Source organism: Streptomyces sp. NPDC008092 (assembly GCF_042957285.1).
Classification (GTDB): domain Bacteria; phylum Actinomycetota; class Actinomycetes; order Streptomycetales; family Streptomycetaceae; genus Streptomyces.
In genome coordinates, this window is record NZ_JBIBHY010000001.1 from 365,973 (window position 1) to 380,711 (window position 14,739).

Genomic DNA, 14,739 nt, shown 5'->3' on the forward strand with positions numbered 1-14,739 from the left:
AGGCGTATGCCGTACGCTTACGGAGGGGGAATCCCATGCGTATGAGCCGTCGTCCGGTGGAGCCCGGCGCCACCGTGACCGAGCGCGACCTCACCACCGTCTCCGGCGACCAGGTCGCCGTTCCCGCCCCCGACCGGCTGGTCCACCTCCAGTTCCGGCGGTTCGCCGGCTGCCCGGTCTGCAACCTGCACCTGCGGTCGGTGACAAGGCGGCACCAGGAGATCGAGGCCGCGGGTGTGCGCGAGGTCGTGGTCTTCCACTCGCCTGCCGAGGAGCTGCTGCCGCACACGGCCGCGCTCCCGTTCGCCGTCGTCGCCGACCCGACGAGGCGGCTCTACGCGGAGTTCGGCGTGGAACGGTCACCCCGCGCCCTGCTCGGCCCGCGCGCCTGGGGACCCATCGTCCGGGCGGTCCTGAGCGGCACCCGGGAGGTTCTCCGCGGGCGGGAGCACCTGCCCGCGACCAGCCCGCACGGCGGCCGGCTCGGCCTCCCGGCCGACTTCCTCCTCGCACCCGACGGCCGCGTGCTCGCCGTCAAATACGGTGAGCACGCCTACGACCAGTGGTCCGTCGACGAGTTGCTGGACCTGGCGGCCCGCACACCGGTGCCCGCCCGACCACACCGCCCCGGCTCGCCACCGAACCACCGGCCGCCGTCCTCACCGGCACCCCCGGAACCGGCAGCACCGCCGCCGGCACACGGCAGCGAACCGCCGCCGAAGGCTTGAGGCACCTGCGAAGCCGGGACCGGTCGCCGAATCCGGCTGACGCGGTCGTGAACACCGCCCGCATCGGCGTCGCGAAGCCCGATCCGAGGGTCTACCGCGCGGCCGCGGAACGCCTCGGGGCCGCGATCGACCGCTGCCTGTTCATCGACGACACCGAAGCCGACGTCGTGGCGGCTCGCGACGCCGGAACGGCCGCCCTCCGCTACCGGCGGTCCGAAGATCTGCTCAAGGCTCTCGCGCCGCTTCTCGGCGGGTCGGGCTGAGGGCGGGCCGTCATGGCCCTCAGTGTCTCGAAGGCGGTCGCCGTCGGGCTGGACGGCTCGGCCTGGTAGACCACCAGCTGCTGGTGCGGGGCTCCGTTGACCGTGAAGGCCGCGGACCTGATGTGCAGGTCCCCGACCTGGGAGTGTTTGAGGTGCTTGCCCTGCTGGGACTTGCCCCTGACGTCGTGCCGTTGCCAGAGCGCGGCGAACTCCTCGCTCCGGGCGGACAGTTCCGCCACGACCTCGGCGATGCGGGCGGACTCGGGGTCATGGCCGTAGGCGGCCCTGATCTCGGCGGCACAGGAGTGCGCGGCCCGCTCCCACTCCTGGTAGAAGTCACGTCCCGCCGGGTCGACGAACACCATCCGGGCGAGGTTGTCGAACCTCTCGAAACCGCTGTGCAGCGCCGTGGCCAGGGAGTTGGCCGCCATGATGTCGAGGGCCGGGCCCACGACGAAGGCCGGAGTGCGGTCCCATCCGTCCATGAGCTCCAGCAGTTGCCGGCTGACGTCCGCCGAGCCCCGGTCGCGGGGGCGTTGCGAGGCGGTCAGGCAGAGACGGTTGAGGTGGTCGGTGGCCTCGGCGTCCAGCCTCAGTGCGTGCGCCACGGCATCGAGGACTTGGGGGGACGGGCTGTTCTCGCGCCCCTGCTCCAGCCTGATGTAGTAATCGGAGCTGACTCCGGCGAGCAGCGCGACTTCCTCTCTGCGCAGCCCCGGTACCCGGCGTCGTCCGTGTTCGGGGAGCCCGACGTCGTGCGGCTTCAGGGCTTCCCTGCGGGCTCGGAGAAAATCACCCAAAGGCGTCCCATTGCTCATGCGACAAGACTAGATGGATTTCGGCCGGTGAGAAGCGCCGGTCAAGCGGTACGGCAGACCGCCGCGAGCACCCCGCAGGACCCCGCACCTGGACCTTCGGCATGAGGTCATGCACATGCCCGGCGTCCCGGGACGGCAGCTCGTCGTCCTCCGGAGGCCGGGCCGAGCCGGGCCGAGCCGGGTCGGGGCTCCGTCGACTGCCAGGCGCGCCTGATCGACGTCACCTCCCGCACGCCGGCGTCGTCGTAGCCGTCCCGGCCGGCTCATCGGTGCTGCGCTGCGTGGTGTCGCCGGACCCGACGGCCGGGTGAGCGTCGGCGGCACCTCTGAGCCTCCTCAAGTCGCTTGGCGCGCACCGGCCATGGCCGTCAGGCTGACGCTCATGACAGGAATCACGGGACTGGGCAGGAAGAACACCTTCGTGCTGACCATCCGGGACACCGACGAGGTCGCGGCGGCCCTGCGCCAGGCGCTGGCCGAGGCCTCGCCGGAGGAACGCCCGGGCCTGGAACGCGCCGTCGCACTGGTGGAGTCCACCGCGGCCGCCACGGAGACCCGGCTGCGTGCCCGCTGGGTCCGCACCCGGCTGGCCGCTGCCGGCTTCACCGGGGACGTCGGTTCGGTCGCCGCGGTGAAGGCCCTGCGTCAGGCGGAGCCGGGGCTCAGCCTGCTCGCGGCGGTGCAGCTCCAGAGGGAGGCGGTGGCGCACCCCGAGTGATCCGGCAGCCCGCCCAAGTGCGCCGGGCGGGCTGCCGGAGTACTCAGGGGGTGAGGTAGCAGCCCTTCCGTACGCCCGGCAGCGGATCGGTGCCGCCGAACGCCGCGGTCGTGCAGGCGGTGCCACCGGTGAACGTGCGGTAGACGAAGGTTCCCCGGGCACCGTAGGCCACGGTCTGCTGTCCGCTGAAGGCGCAGGTCCCCGTCTCGTCCGAGCAGTTCGTGGCGTAGCCGGCCGGGCCGCCCGTGGCGGTGTAGCAGGCCTTCGACTCGCCCGGGATCGGGTCGCCGAACTTCGCGTCGGTGCACGGGGTGTCGCCGGTGGCCGTGAGCGTGGTGAACGCTCCGAACGCGCCGTACATCACCGGCTGCCCGGCGGCGGCCGGGCAAGTGCCTTTCTGGTCCGCACACTTGGCCCAGCCCCCGGCCGGTGCCCCGGTGGACGGTAGGTAGCAGGACTTGGCGACGCCGTCGACGGGGTCGCCGAAGTGCGCGTTGGAGCAGGTGACGGTCCCGTTGGTGACCTGGTGCACGAAGTTGCCGTTGGCGCCGTAGACGACGTCACGGTTGTAGCCGGGCACGGCGCAGGTGCCGTTCTCGGCCACGCAGACGGTGTATCCGGGCGGGCCGCCCGCGTCGGCGACATAGCAGGACTTCACGAGATTCGGCGCCGGGTCGCCGCCGAAGGACTCGTTGGAGCAGGCGGTGCCGCTGGTCACGGTCTTGTACGTGTACGTCCCGGCGCCGTAGGCCACCGAACGGGTGCCGCTGAAGGAGCAGGTGCCGGCCTCGCCCGCGCACCGGGTGTAGCCCGCGCGCAGCGCACCGGTGGTGGCCGGGTCGGCGGGTGCGGCCGGGTTGCCGAGGCCGGTGGCGGTCACGGTGTAGGTGCCCGGGGCCACGCCGGTGAGGTAGACGTAGGTGTCGTCCTGGGTCGCGCCGGTGATGCCGGCGGCGGGCGTGAAGGAGCCGTCGCGCCAGACGGCCGTGCCGTTCACGGACACCGAGACGTTGCCGCCGCCGGACTTCGGGACGCCGATACGGCCGGTGGAGCCGGACGGGCTGGTCAGGTGCGCGGTGTAGGTACCGGCGGCGGGGTCACGGGACCAGGAGGCGTCGACGGCGCCCTGCGGCAGGGTGATCCGGCCCTCGGCGCTGGTCAGGTCGCCGGGGTGCGGGACGAAGCGGTAGCCGCCGGTCGCCGACTCCGGTGCGGTGCCGAGCACGTCGAAGGTGAGCGCTGAGGTGGGCGCGGAGGACCAGCCGTGCGCCAGGCTCATGAACGAACCGCCGTACGCGAGACCGCCGTCGGCCTTGACGCCCTCCCAGAAGGTGCTCTTCGTGCCGATGTCGCTGTCGAGCATGTGACCCCAGGTGCGGCGGATCTGGTCCAGGGCGGTGTGGTCGTCGTTCGCCGTGAAGCGGGCGTTGAGTTCCATGCCGCCCGCGAACGGCGAGACGTTGCCGCCCCACTCGGGGGTGGTGGGGCCGTACGCGCCCCAGTTCCTCCCGAGCCCCGCGACGATGCTCTGCGCCTTGGCCGCGGAGTCGGTCAACCCGTACCAGACCGCGAGGGAGTTGCCGTCCTGCGGATACAGAGCGCTGGTGGGATTGTCCTTGTACATGCCCTTCGAGGCGTCCCACAGACGGGAGTTGGCCGCCGCCCTGAGCGCGTCCGCCCTGCCGGTCCAGCCGGCGGCGAGCGTGCTGTCGCCCTCGGCCGCGGCCAGGGTCGCGCCGCCCCTGAGCGCGGCGTACAGCAGCGCGTTGGCGGAGATGTTCTCCCCGCCCTGTCCGACCCGGGCCCAGTCCTGGGTGCGGGTCACGTCGAGCAGTCCGTTGCCGTCGATCTTGTCGGTGATGAAGGCCATCCCGCGCTTGTAGTTCGCCCACTCCGAGTCCAGCCACGCCCGGTCGGCGGTGTACGTGTAGTACGTCGACGTGCCCAGCAGCGTCCAGGTGTGGTAGGTGTCCGAGCCGGTGAGGTCGAACGGCGGCCCCGACCACGGGATTTCACCGTCCGCCGACTGCGCGTCGTACATCGTCGTGAGCGCGTTGCGGGTCGAGGTGAGGTCGGCCGAGTACGCGTACTGCGTGGGCACGGCGATACCCATGTCACCGGGCCACACGGTGCGGTCGCGCTTGGCGCCGTCGACCAGGACGGAGTCGCCCACGCCGACGGTCGCGCCGTTGTCCCAGGCCGAGGCCGGTGGCGGCCAGGCCCGGCCCTGGTCCGAGGCGATCGTGTCGAGCTGCACCGTGTAGGCCCCGGCGTACCAGATGCGGTTGAGCAGGTCGTCGCTGGAGTGGAAGTAGTTGGGGTAGTCGGCCGGGTCGGACTTCCCGGGCGCCGCGGTGAAGGCGAGGCTGACGCCCTTGAGGTCCGTCCAGCCGGAGGTGTCCAGGAAGACGGTCAAGTAGCGGAAGCCGCCGCGGAGTTGGGCGGTGGGCACCGTGTAGGTGCCGTTGGCGGGGACCGTGGCGTAGAGGGCCCCGTCCTCGCCGTCGCGGCCGCTGCTGCGATCGCTGTTGTCGCCCGCGTACAGGGACGACTCGCTGAAGGCCAGCCCGACCCGTTGCCCGCTGTCGCTCGCGCTTCCGAAGGACAACGTTGTCACGCCGCCGACCTCTTTGCCGAAGTCGAGGGTGACGGCCGACTGCGAGCCGGAGATCCGGGTCGGCTGTCCGCTCAGCACGTTCTGCGGGTTCGCGACGCTGCCGGAGGTCCGGTAGACGGCGGTCGGCTTGAGGACGCGTGAGGCCGGCGAGTAGTTCAGGGGGTCGGCTGCCGCGGTCCGGGCGTCCGTCGGGGTCTCCCTGGCGGACACCGGTACGGCGTCGGTGGCGGGGGCCGGGCCAGTGGCGAGCACGGTGGCTGCGAGGACGGCGAGGCCGAGCAGGCGGTGCCGGCCCGGCGGTCTGCTCGGCGGTGGGCGACGGCGCATGGAGACCTCCTGGGTGGGGGACGCGGGTGCCTGGGAACGCGACTCCTGAAACGATTCAAAAGCGTGCCGTACGAAGTCCCGTGTCTGTTGCGGCAGCTGGATGTACGAGGAACCTCGCGGAAGTTCCACCGATGATGGGCGCCCGAAAACCGGGTGTCAACCCGTCACGGACGTCTCCCAACTCCCCTGGAGCGATGGGCCCTTACGGCATTGACAGGACCTCGCCAAGCCGGTTCACTGCCTCCCGGACAGGTATGGACCAGTGCCCGATTCCGGCCCGGCTCGACCCGAGCCGCCGGCCCCCGTCACGTGCGCCGACCGTCATCCCCCATCGTGAAATCGAGGCGAGCCCCGGTGCCCCCACTCCGCTCGGACATCGTTGTCGTACCCCGCCTTCTCGGCCTTCTCCTCGCGGCCGCGCTCGCGTTCGCCGCCCTGGTGCCGACCGCGACCCCCGTGTCCGCCGCCACCCAGGTCTGCGTCCTGGCCTGCGACACGCTCGACCCTTCCCAGGCCCGGCAGGAGACCTTCCCCGTGCCCGACAAGGACCTCAACGGCCGCCGCCTGGAACTGCACGTGTCCGACGCGGACGACATGGCGTGGGCCAGCATCGACGACGGCGTGACCGGGGACTCGGTGTGGCTGGACCGGTCCTGGGACGGCGGCGCCACCTGGGAGGGGCTGCTCGGCAAGGCGAGCATCCCGGGCACCTGGACCGGCACCAGAACGCTGATGTACAACATCACCGACCCCCGCAACCACCGCCGCGGACTCGTCAGGGCCTGCGGCGACGCGGCAGGCGTCGGCTGTACGAACTGGATCCATCCCACCGTCTGCGACACCCTCTGCGACGGCACGAGCGCGGGTCAGGCGGCCGGCGACGACCAGCCGGTACCGTCCACCACCCTCTACGGCCGCACCATCCGGCTCCACCTCGACCAGCGGAACTCCATGGCCTGGGCGAGCATCGACAGCGGCGGCGCCGGTGACGAGATCTGGCTCGACCGCTCCTGGGACGGCGGCTCGACCTGGCCGGACGGCTCCTCCCTCGGCCGTACCGCCACCCCGTCCGGTGCCACCGGCACCCGTACCGCGATGTACGCCACCCGCGACCCGCGCGGCCTCCTCTACGGTGGCGCGGTCCGCGCCTGCGGCCGGGAGGCGAGCCACAACGAGGGCAGCTGCACCGCATGGGTCAGGCCCGCACCGTCCAGGACGCGCGCGGCGGCGGACGCACTGATGATGTCGTACGACCCCTACAACGGCTGGTGGCCCAGCAGTTGGTGGAACTCGGCGGCCACCCTCACCGCTCTCGTCGACTTCGCGAGGACCACCGGCACGCACGACTACGACTGGGTGATCGCGCGCACCTTCGACCGGAACAAGGGCGTCTTTGCCGCCGGGGTGCGCAGTTCGGACGCGATCGAGGGCGACTTCATCAGCCGGTCCATCGACGACTCGGGCTGGTGGGCCATCGCCTGGATCGACGCGTACGACTACACCGGCGACTCCCGGTATCTCGACGAGGCCGTGACCATCGCGAACTACGTCCAGCAGTACTGGGACACCGGCACCTGCGGGGGCGGCGTGTGGTGGGACCGTGAGCGGACCTACAAGAACGCGGTGACGAACGGGCAGTACCTGTGGCTGACCACCGCGCTGCACCAGCGCATCCCGGGCGACACCGTGTGGCTCCAGCGAGCGAGGACGTCAGCCGCCTGGTACCGGGCCAGCGGGATGATCGACCCGTCGGGTCTGGTGAACGACGGCCTGACCTCGGCCTGCACCAACAACGGCTCTACCGTGTGGAGTTACAACCAGGGGCTGGCCATCGGCGGCTTCACCGAACTGTGGAAGTCGACCGGCGACAGCACCCTGCTGACCACCGCGCGGACCCTCGCCGACGCCGCGATCGGCAACTCGGCGCTGACCGTCGGCGGAGTGCTCACCGAGTCCTGCGACGTCGGCTCGGCGGCCTGCGACGACAACCAGAAGCAGTTCAAGGGCATCTTCATGCGGAACCTCGCCGACCTGGCGACCGCCACCGGCTCCGGCACGTACCGGAGTTACCTCCAGAAGCAGGCGGACACCCTGTGGGCACAGGACCGGACCCCCCTCAACACCCTCGGTGAGCGCTGGGCAGGTGCCGGCCCGAACCAGAGCGACTGGCGGACCCAGGCCAGTGCCCTGGGAGCGCTCACCGCCGCGGGATGACGGTGACGGCGGGCCGCAACCGGCCGTCGAAGGGCTCTCCTCGCCCCCTCGGCCGGACCTCCGCCACGCCTCCGCCACGCCTCCGCCACGCCTCCTCCATGTCCTCCTCCACGTCCTCCGCCCCGTCGGGCCTGCGCCGGACATTCCGCGGAACGGGGCGGAACTGCGCTCAGGCTGCCGGGGTGTTCAGTACGTACTCGCGTGAGGCGTGCACCTCGCCGCGCAGGGCGGCGAGGTCGACGCCGAGGACCTGTCCGGCCCACTTGCGGGGCTCGCCGTCGACGAGGACGGCGCTGATGTTGCGGGCGTCGGAGCCCAGCACGATGGTGCCGATCGGGTCGTTGAGCGGCATGTTGTTGAGGTCCTCGGCCCGGATGACCAGCAGGTCGGCCTTCTTGCCCGGGGTGAGCGAACCGGTGACGCCGGCCAGGCCGTTGGTGCGGGCGCCCTGGAGGGTGGCGAAGTCGAGGACGTCGTGGGTGGTGATGCGGGAGGGCTGACGGCCTGTGTCGTAGGCGGCGTTGACCGCGCGCATCCGCTGGATGGCGTGCAGGGCCCGCATCTGGGTGAACATGTCGCTGGCCAGGGCGACTTCGACGTCGATGCTCAGTCCGGGGCGGATGCCGGCGGACAGCGCCTCGTCGACGGCGGGGATCGCGGTCTCCAGGCCGATCTGGGCGTCGGAGGTCGGGGCGAGGGCCACGGTGGTGCCGGACTCGCCCATCGCCTGCCACGCCTCGGGGGTCAGCCCGGTGGCATGGATGAGGGTGACGTCGGGGCCGAGGATGCCGTCCTTGGCCCAGCGCAGGACCGCGTCGGAGGAGGCGGTGCCGAAGACGGCGTCCACGCTCACCCCGATGCCCAGTTCCCGGGCGACACGGGCGAGTCCGGGGCCGTAGGCGAGCGCCGGTCCGGCGATCTCGTCGGTGGCCAGGGTCGCCAGGCGCAGCGTGAGCAGCTGGTCGTCGCTGCTGAAGTACTGCTCCCTGAGGCGGGTCAGGTCGCCGGGCCACTGCCGGTCCCAGTCGCCGAAGTGCGGGCCCATGGAGGCGTGCACGCCTCGGATGCCGGTGTCGCGCAGGGCCTCGACGGCGGCGTCGGAGTGCTCGCGGGTCCGGGAGTTGTGGGAGAAGTCGAGCATGGTCGTGATGCCGCTGTCGATCGCGGTCAGGGCGGCCAGTCTGGTGCCGATGTACATGTCCTGGGGCCGGTAGACCGTGGCGTAGCCGGCGAGGGTGGCCATCACGTAGCCGCCGAGGTCGTCGACGTCCGGCATGATCCGGCGCAGCTGGGTCTCCCAGGCGTGCCGGTGGGTGTCGACGAAGCCGGGGGACAGGATCGTGCCGGTGGCGTCGACGACCACGGCGTCCGCCGCGTCGAGGTGACGGCCGACGGCGGTGATCGTGTCGCCCTCGACGAGGACGTCGCCGCCGTCGACGACACCGAGGCCGGGGTCCATGGTGACGACGGTCGCGCCGGCGAACAGGATGCGCCGCCGGCCGGCGGGCCGGCGCCGTAGCTCTTCGAGGACGGCGGCGCTGGTGGTGTCGTTGAGGTTCATGAGGCTCTTCTTTCGGTACGGCGCAGAGGGTCGTTCCGGTCGATCCTGCTTCGGGCGGGTCGGGGCCTCAGGGCCTCGGGACCTCGGGGTTCCGGCGCACCGTGCCGGTGCCGGCGCCAGCGGCGGCGATGGCCAGTGCCTGCTCCTCGGCGGAGTCGCCTCATCGGTGGGTGCGCTGCGGGAGTGCGCGTCGAAGCGGGTCCGAGGCGAGTGCCCGGCGGCTGTGGCAGCCGCCCGGCCATCAGGTTCGTCGCACGGCGGAGCCGGAACCAGGCCGCTCTGTCCCTAGGTGTCGGGCACCCACGATCCGGCCGGTTCGCGAAGGTGGGTGCGCGGTACCCAGGAAGCCCCCACCTGGGGAGACGGCGGCCTGGCCGGTCCCGGCCGGCGGCCCGATCGTAGAGACATGACCAGCAACGACACGCCTCGCGACCCGCACCCGTACGTCGGGATGTGGGTGACCGCCGACGGGTTCATCCGCCAGGAACTGCTGCCGGACGGCCGCTACGACGAAGCCCGCGGCAACCGCCCGAGCGCCTACACCGGCAGCTACACCGTCACCGGCAACCACCTCGACTACGTCGACGACACCGGCTTCACCGCCACCGGCGACATCCGCGACGGCGTCCTCTACCACGAGCACCTGGTCCTCCACCGCGAGAGCGGGGCTTCATGACACGGACGTCGAGGCGGCACAGGGGCGTCACTGTTCGTGACCAGTCCCGGTGAGGGCCGGGGCGGAAGCCGCCGGCAGTCGCTGCCCGTTGTCAGGCCGTGGCGAGCCGCGGTTCCTCGTGCAGGGCCAGGCCTCCGCCGCGGGCGAGTGCGGCGACCGAGGCCGCGCACGCGAGTCCGGTGGCGGTCAGTGCGCACCAGGTCAGCCAGAGGGCGTCGTGGCGGGTGGCGAAGTCCCACAGGGCACCGGTGGCGAGGTTGCCGAGGGTGATGCCGAGGCCGGAGACGGTGTTGTAGAGGCCGTAGTGGGTGGCGACCAGGCGGTTGCCCGACAGGGTGACGACGGTGTCCATCTCGAACGGGTAGACCACCGCGCTGCCGGCCGCGAGCAGCGCCACCGCCAGCGCGAGGGCGGTGAGGACGGCGGCGGTGGCGGTGGGCGGGGTGAGGGCCAGGGGGAGGAAGGCCAGGCCCATCGCGGCAAGACCGCGTACCAGCGCCTGGTCGGGACTCCAGCGTCGCTTCGCCCATCCCGTCAGCCGCAGTTGTCCCGCGACCGCGACGACGGCGGAGACCACGAAGAGGCCGCTGGTGGCCCAGGTGCCCTGCGCGCCGAGTGTGTGCTGGGCGGCGAGGGGGAGGGCCAGGTAGACCTGGAAGGTCAGGACGTACGAACCGATCATGGCGGTGGCGAAGAGCAGGAAGGGCCGGTTGGCCACGACCGTGCGCCACTGCGCGAGTACGTTTTCCGACGCCGGGCCGGTGGCCTCGCTGTGGCGGGCGGGCAGGGCGCGCCACTGGAGCAGGGTCAGTACGGCGAAGATCGCGGCGGCGATCGTGCAGACGAGGCGGAAGTCGGCGGCCAGCAGGGCGAGTCCGACGAGCGGGCCGAGGAGCATGCCGGCCTGGTAGTGGACGTTGAAGGTGGCGAAGGCGTCCACGCGCCGCTCGCCCGCCTCCGCGGCGAGGTACGCGCGGACCGCGGGGTTGAAGAGGGCGCCGGCGAAGCCGGTGGCGGCCGAGGCGGCGATGAGGGCGGGCAGGTTGTCGACCCAGCCGAGCAGGCCGAAGCCGACGGTGCGCAGCAGGCAGCCGACCATGATCGGTGTCTTGTAGCCGAAGCGGTCGGCGATCGTGCCGCCGATGAGGAACATGCCCTGCTGGGAGAAGTTGCGTACACCCAGGACGAGGCCGACCGCCCAGGCGGCCAGGCCGAGGCCGCCGGACAGGTGGGCGGCCAGGTAGGGCATGAGCATGTAGAAGGCGAGGTTGATGGCGAACTGGTTGGCCATCAGCAGCCGTGCGGCGGGCGGGAAGGAGAGCGTCTGGCGCCGGAGGGACTTCATCGGGCGGCTCCGGCGAGGACGTGTCCGGCGACGGCGTCGCGTCGCGCGGCGGAAGCGAGGGGGCCGGTGGCGAGAGGGTCGGTGACGTGGGTGCAGCGGGTCCAGCGGGTGACGACCCGGTCGCCGGGGTGGGCGATCTCGTCGGGGTCGTCGGCGGGCAGCCGGCCGAGCAACTGGTGCTCCCGGCAGTAGGCGTCGTCGAAGACGGTGCCGACGTAGCGCTGGGGGCCGTCGGGGAACACGGCGACGATCCGGTCTTCGGCGGGCAGGGTGCGGGCCAGCCAGCGGGCGACGAGCGAGACCGCGCCGACGCTCCAGCCGCCGGTGGCGTAGTGGTCGCGGGCCAGGCGGCGGGCGGCCCAGACCGCCTCCGGCGCGGCGATCCAGTGGACCTCGTCGAAGAGGTCGTAGGCGACGTTGCCGGGGTAGATGCTGCTGCCCAGACCGCGCATCAGCCGGGGTGCGGCGGGCTGGCCGAAGATGGTCGAACCGGTGGTGTCCACGCCGACGACGCGCAGGCGGGGGAAGAAGCCGCGCAGCACGGAGGCGATGCCGGCGGAGTGGCCGCCGGTGCCGACGGAGACGACGAGGGTGTCGACGCGGCCCAGCTGGGCGACGAGTTCGTGGGCCAGCGGGGCGTAGGCGGCGACGTTGTCGGGGTTGTTGTACTGGTCGGGGCACCAGGCGTCCGGGTGCGCGGCCAGGCGTTCGGCGACGCGCCTGCGGCGCGCTTCCTGCCAGCCCCCGGTGGGGTGCGGGACGTCGACCAGGTCGATCTCGGCGCCGTACGCGGTGAGCAGCCCGGTCATCAGGGGCTCCATCCCGGGGTCGGTGACCACGGTGACGGGGTGGCCGTGGCTGGCGCCGGCGAGGGCCAGCCCGAGGCCGAGGGTGCCGGAGGTGGACTCGACGATGCGGGCGCCCGGGACGAGCCGGCCGCGTTCGCGGGCGGCGCGGACCATGTGCAGGGCGGTGCGGTCCTTGATTCCGCCGGGGTTGTGGCCTTCGAGCTTGGCCCAGAAGCCGCGGCCCGCGGCGGTGAACGGATCGCCGATCCAGAGCACGGGGGTGTCGCCGACCAGGCCGGCGGGGGTGTGCATCGGGCGCTTGGCGTCGGCCAGTAGCTGGGCGGGGGAAGTGGGCACGGTGACGCGGGTGGTGTGGTTCATGGCGTGCTTCTCCTGCGGCCGGTGCCGAGAACGCGGACCGGCCGTGGGTCGGGGGAAGAGGCGGAGGTGCTCGGCTGCGCGCCGCGCTCGCGGGTCGGAGAGCGGCGGCGGGGCCGGTCAGGTCCGCCACACGCCCAGACGGGCCCGGGTCTCTCCCGGGGAGGCCGCGTCGGGGGCCGGGCGCGCGTGCCGAGGGGCCGGACGTGCGGGCGGCGGCGCGCCGGGATGCGGGGCGGCCGGCGTGCCGTGGGCCGTGGCGGGGACGGCCAGGGCCACCTCCCGCGGCGGCTGGAGCGTCGGTTCGTCCGCGCCGCAGCAGTGTCCTGCGCCCTCCTGCCCGGGGGCCGTCTGCTGAGCGGTCGTCCGCTGCATCGGGCCGGGTGCCGGTGCGCAGCTCGCCGACGAGGCCGGCAGCAGGGTGTCGGTTCGCCCCGACGGGTCGGCGTTCGGTCCGTGTGCGCAGTCCAGGACGTGCAGGAGCGCGGCCAGCAACAGCAGGAGCACCGCTCCGGCACGTGCCACGGAGCGGCTGCCGTCGGAGACCGGGCCAGCCCTCATGAACACAAAGGGTAATCAGGTGACTGCGTAAGGTTCCCGTCAGGACTCGGCGTCGTCAACCGGCGTCCAGCAGGGCGCAGAGGCCGTTTTCCGGCCGCATCCGGTGTTCGTACGCGCCCCGGGCGGACGCCCGTGCGGGCAATTTCTGTCGCCCTCGATCACCGCATCGGATGAAGCTGGGCTCCGATCGGCCGCAGCCGGGCCCCGCCGCCCGCCGTCCGCCGTCCGCCGTCCGGGGTTCCCCGGGCGGGAGGACACCAGGAGGCATGCGCATCATTCGGCCCCGGCTCGTCGCGTCTCTCCGCCGTCGACCTGGACAGCTGCGGGACGCATCTCGTCACCACGGACCCGCACCGCCCCCCCCGGCGGACAACGCCCGCTCCTCCCCGAGCCTCACCCGCGCCCTACATCCGGCAAGCTCCGCCGAACCGGGTGATTGCCGGTGGAGCAGGCGCGCGGGTGTTGCTCATGTCACCCTTTCCGCCGGGGAGTTCACCATGGCCGAGGGCCGCGGACCGGTAGCGTCTTGGCGTCGGTTCGAGAGACACGTCGGGAGTCCAGTGGTGATGCGGCGCGTGGCGGCAGCGGTTGTGCTGCTGGCTGCTGTCGTCCTGCTGCACTTCGGGACGCCCCACCATTCCGGGGACACGTCGAGCACGGCGTCCGTCGTGGCTCCCGTAGCCGAATCCGAGTCCCGGAAGGCGCAGCTCTCCGCACCGGCCGCACTGCACGCCGACGGAGGCCCGCTGCACCACGAGACCGAGACCGAACCGCTCGCTCTCGCACCACGGACCGGCCAGCCGGTGGAGGCGCCGCGGGCGGCCGCCGACGCGACCGCGGACGAGGCGCTCGACGTTCCTGCCTCGGTCGCCGGCCCGGCGCATCCCCGCACCGCCAGAGACGCCTGGAACCCGGGCGCCGGACTCACCCCCACCCCCGGCACCCTGCAGACCTTCCGCTGCTGATCGGCAGCGTGCTGCGCGCCACCTGACCCGTCCGGTACGCGCGGTCGTCTCCCTGGGCCGACCGGCTGCCCAACAGGCCGTTCGCCACTACCGTTTGCGCCCGCCCGGACTCGCGCAGCACGCCCACTTCGCGCCCTTGGGCATGAGCCCGACCCGTGGGGCGGCGTCCCTGCCGCCCACGGGCTCACCGTGACAAACGGGGTGAACGAGCACCGATGTTCACCCGTACCCCATGTCGTACGCCTGGCCGCCGGCCGCGGACAGGACCACCCGGAAACGGAGAGGCAACGTGCCACAGCAGCCACGAGCCCAGTACCCCGGCCGCCTGATGCGCGGCGCGACCCTGGCCGCGACCCTGGCGATCGCCCCCTTGACCGCGGCCTGCAGCGGCGGCGACGGCGACGCCGGCACGGAGCGCAAGCAGTCGAAGGTCGCCGTGTCGGACGCCCCCGCGAACGGCGTCGTGGCCCCGGCCAAGGTCGAGGTGATCGCCCGCCTGACCGGCTGCAAGCCCAAGATCCGCATCAACGCGGCGGAACTGCGCCAGGGCGTCTGCCACACCAAGGAGGTCGACTACCTCATCACCACCTTCCCCAGCGACGAGCTCAAGGAGACCTGGCTGGACTCCGCCTCCGGCTACGGCGGCAAGTACCTGGTCGGCACGGAGTGGATCGTCAGCGCCCAGCCGCAGATGCTGGCCGGGTTCCAGGACAGGCTCGGCGGCACGATCCGGCAACTGCGCGGGTTCGGCCCGGCAGCGCAACCGAGCGCGTCGTAGCG

At 72.5% G+C, this 14,739-nt stretch carries 13 protein-coding genes; 7 read left to right on the forward strand and 6 right to left on the reverse strand.

Going from position 1 to position 14,739, the window contains the following annotated elements:
- Nucleotides 1-41 precede the first annotated feature (41 nt).
- Both ACFZB3_RS01590 and ACFZB3_RS01595 read left to right on the forward strand, forming a co-directional pair.
- Nucleotides 42-728: an AhpC/TSA family protein gene (locus ACFZB3_RS01590; protein WP_391367955.1), complete on the forward strand. Its 687-nt coding sequence runs from the start codon at nt 42-44 to the stop codon at nt 726-728.
- Nucleotides 729-775: 47 nt separating this feature from the next.
- Nucleotides 776-991: an HAD-IA family hydrolase gene (locus ACFZB3_RS01595; RefSeq protein ID WP_391367957.1), complete on the forward strand. Its 216-nt coding sequence runs from the start codon at nt 776-778 to the stop codon at nt 989-991.
- Here the strand turns inward: ACFZB3_RS01595 and ACFZB3_RS01600 are convergent.
- Nucleotides 931-1,809 carry a helix-turn-helix domain-containing protein gene (locus ACFZB3_RS01600; protein ID WP_391367959.1) on the reverse strand — a complete coding sequence of 293 codons (879 nt, stop codon included), beginning with the start codon at nt 1,807-1,809 and terminating at the stop codon, nt 931-933. The genes ACFZB3_RS01595 and ACFZB3_RS01600 overlap by 61 nt on opposite strands.
- Before the next feature lie 382 nt (nt 1,810-2,191).
- Here ACFZB3_RS01600 and ACFZB3_RS01605 point away from each other — a divergent pair, with 382 nt between their 5' ends.
- Entirely contained in the window at nt 2,192-2,527 is a 336-nt protein-coding gene (locus tag ACFZB3_RS01605; RefSeq protein ID WP_391367962.1) for a hypothetical protein, read from the forward strand.
- 43 nt (nt 2,528-2,570) lie between these two features.
- On the opposite strand, the gene ACFZB3_RS01610 is transcribed toward ACFZB3_RS01605, so the two are convergent.
- Nucleotides 2,571-5,471: an alpha-L-rhamnosidase gene (locus ACFZB3_RS01610; protein WP_391367965.1), complete on the reverse strand. Its 2,901-nt coding sequence runs from the start codon at nt 5,469-5,471 to the stop codon at nt 2,571-2,573.
- Nucleotides 5,472-6,065: 594 nt separating this feature from the next.
- On the opposite strand from ACFZB3_RS01610, the gene ACFZB3_RS01615 reads away from it, so the two are divergent.
- Complete coding sequence (locus ACFZB3_RS01615) at nt 6,066-7,685, forward strand: glycoside hydrolase family 76 protein (protein WP_391369692.1); 1,620 nt, start codon at nt 6,066-6,068, stop codon at nt 7,683-7,685.
- Between the two features lie 169 nt (nt 7,686-7,854).
- Here the strand turns inward: ACFZB3_RS01615 and ACFZB3_RS01620 are convergent, their stop codons facing one another.
- On the reverse strand, nt 7,855-9,246 hold the full coding sequence (locus tag ACFZB3_RS01620; RefSeq protein WP_391367968.1) for an amidohydrolase family protein: 1,392 nt from the start codon (nt 9,244-9,246) through the stop codon (nt 7,855-7,857).
- 406 nt (nt 9,247-9,652) lie between these two features.
- On the opposite strand from ACFZB3_RS01620, the gene ACFZB3_RS01625 reads away from it, so the two are divergent.
- Nucleotides 9,653-9,922: an Atu4866 domain-containing protein gene (locus tag ACFZB3_RS01625; RefSeq protein ID WP_391367971.1), complete on the forward strand. Its 270-nt coding sequence runs from the start codon at nt 9,653-9,655 to the stop codon at nt 9,920-9,922.
- A 91-nt stretch (nt 9,923-10,013) separates the two neighbouring features.
- Here ACFZB3_RS01625 and ACFZB3_RS01630 read toward each other — a convergent pair whose 3' ends face one another.
- From ACFZB3_RS01630 to ACFZB3_RS01640, 3 genes are all read right to left on the reverse strand, one after another.
- Nucleotides 10,014-11,267 carry an MFS transporter gene (locus ACFZB3_RS01630; RefSeq protein ID WP_391367974.1) on the reverse strand — a complete coding sequence of 418 codons (1,254 nt, stop codon included), beginning with the start codon at nt 11,265-11,267 and terminating at the stop codon, nt 10,014-10,016.
- Complete coding sequence (locus ACFZB3_RS01635) at nt 11,264-12,436, reverse strand: pyridoxal-phosphate dependent enzyme (RefSeq protein WP_391367977.1); 1,173 nt, start codon at nt 12,434-12,436, stop codon at nt 11,264-11,266. The genes ACFZB3_RS01630 and ACFZB3_RS01635 overlap by 4 nt, the downstream gene beginning before the upstream one ends.
- A gap of 117 nt (nt 12,437-12,553) precedes the next feature.
- Nucleotides 12,554-12,994, reverse strand: a complete 441-nt coding sequence (locus ACFZB3_RS01640) for a hypothetical protein (RefSeq protein ID WP_391367980.1) — start codon at nt 12,992-12,994, stop codon at nt 12,554-12,556.
- Between the two features lie 575 nt (nt 12,995-13,569).
- Here ACFZB3_RS01640 and ACFZB3_RS01645 point away from each other — a divergent pair.
- Both ACFZB3_RS01645 and ACFZB3_RS01650 read left to right on the forward strand, forming a co-directional pair.
- Entirely contained in the window at nt 13,570-13,959 is a 390-nt protein-coding gene (locus ACFZB3_RS01645) for a hypothetical protein (RefSeq protein WP_391367982.1), read from the forward strand.
- 289 nt (nt 13,960-14,248) lie between these two features.
- Complete coding sequence (locus tag ACFZB3_RS01650; protein ID WP_391367985.1) at nt 14,249-14,737, forward strand: hypothetical protein; 489 nt, start codon at nt 14,249-14,251, stop codon at nt 14,735-14,737.
- The last annotated feature ends 2 nt before the right edge of the window (nt 14,738-14,739 follow it).